Raw genomic sequence first — 1,048 nt, 5'->3', positions numbered from 1 at the left:
AATAAGAGAATTTACGCTGAAAGTCTTTAAATAAATACTCTCTTTCCTTTACTTTTATACCCGGTTCTATTTTAGTACCTTGAACTTTATAAATTCTCTCATTGTATGGAAATAACACCCTTTTATTTTCCCCTACAATATAATCTTTCGGATATTGGAGAATATGGTCTAAATCCACCTCTCCCCCTATTTGAAAATCATCTTTTAAATTTCTAAATATTTTAATCCATTTCATACCGGTTGTAGCTTGTTGTATTTTTAGTTTTACAAACCGTATTTTTTTATTATTTGACGCAAACTCTGAGGTAGAAATCAATATCATGCCTCGTTTCCGTCTTAAAAGTAAAGGAATATCTGGATGATTATATTCTTGATATTAAGAATGTTTTTATGAGCATTTCGTATAAGTGGGATTTAACTGTTTAAAGCTATTTTCAAAGACGACATATCAGCGATAATTTATGTCTATTTCTTATAGGTGTTAGCAAGTTCGTTTGCCGTTTGCAAACTTGTTAGCACATTTTTTATATTTCTTCTATATATATTTCCCTTCATAAACATATCATACTTTCCCGCTAACTCTTCCAGTTTCTTTTCTCTGTATTTTGTAACTGTAAAAAAATGAATCACTGGCATCTTCCCGTTATATTTTTGTTTATAAATTCGTGTGAACTCTTCATACTTTTTTAATTTTTCATCATTCACTTTCATCTTCTGCGAACGATCAACCTCGACTGCGTGAAGTATGCATTCTCCATCACGAAACTTCAAATCAGGAATAATCCTTTTCTTCTCACCATTTTTCTATATTCTATCCTTCCCCTACTTTCAGAAGCTTCTACAAATCTAAGTTCTTGATAACCAGATAAACTACTACAGAAATCAAATAAATTAGAAAATCTTTTACTCTCTTTTTTCAACTTTTCTACACTTTGCCTTCCAAAATCATAAGCATTCAATTAAACGCCTCCACTTATACAAAATATTAGTAACCCTTTTTAACAACGAACTATCATTTTACAAATTATTCCTTCCATTTATATTATAC

1 protein-coding gene and 2 pseudogenes are annotated in these 1,048 nt (G+C 30.1%); all 3 read right to left on the bottom strand.

The features are described 5' to 3' along the window. Window positions 1–376 (bottom strand): annotated as a pseudogene (locus ABWK52_RS28110) (translation initiation inhibitor); the annotation flags it as partial. A 173-nt stretch (window positions 377–549) separates the two neighbouring features. Next, window positions 550–804, bottom strand: a pseudogene (locus ABWK52_RS28105) (replication-relaxation family protein); the annotation flags it as partial. Next, the gene (locus ABWK52_RS28100; RefSeq protein ID WP_098209393.1) at window positions 768–959 is read right to left on the bottom strand and encodes a hypothetical protein; all 192 of its coding nucleotides are present in this window, start codon (window positions 957–959) and stop codon (window positions 768–770) included. The gene ABWK52_RS28100 and the pseudogene ABWK52_RS28105, both read right to left, overlap by 37 nt. Window positions 960–1,048 lie beyond the last annotated feature (89 nt).

It is taken from the genome of Bacillus sp. AP50, assembly GCF_040492675.1.
Classification (GTDB): Bacteria; Bacillota; Bacilli; order Bacillales; family Bacillaceae_G; genus Bacillus_A; species Bacillus_A cereus.
Note: the sequence above shows the minus strand (reverse complement) of the source record. Positions and strands in the feature narration are given on the sequence as shown.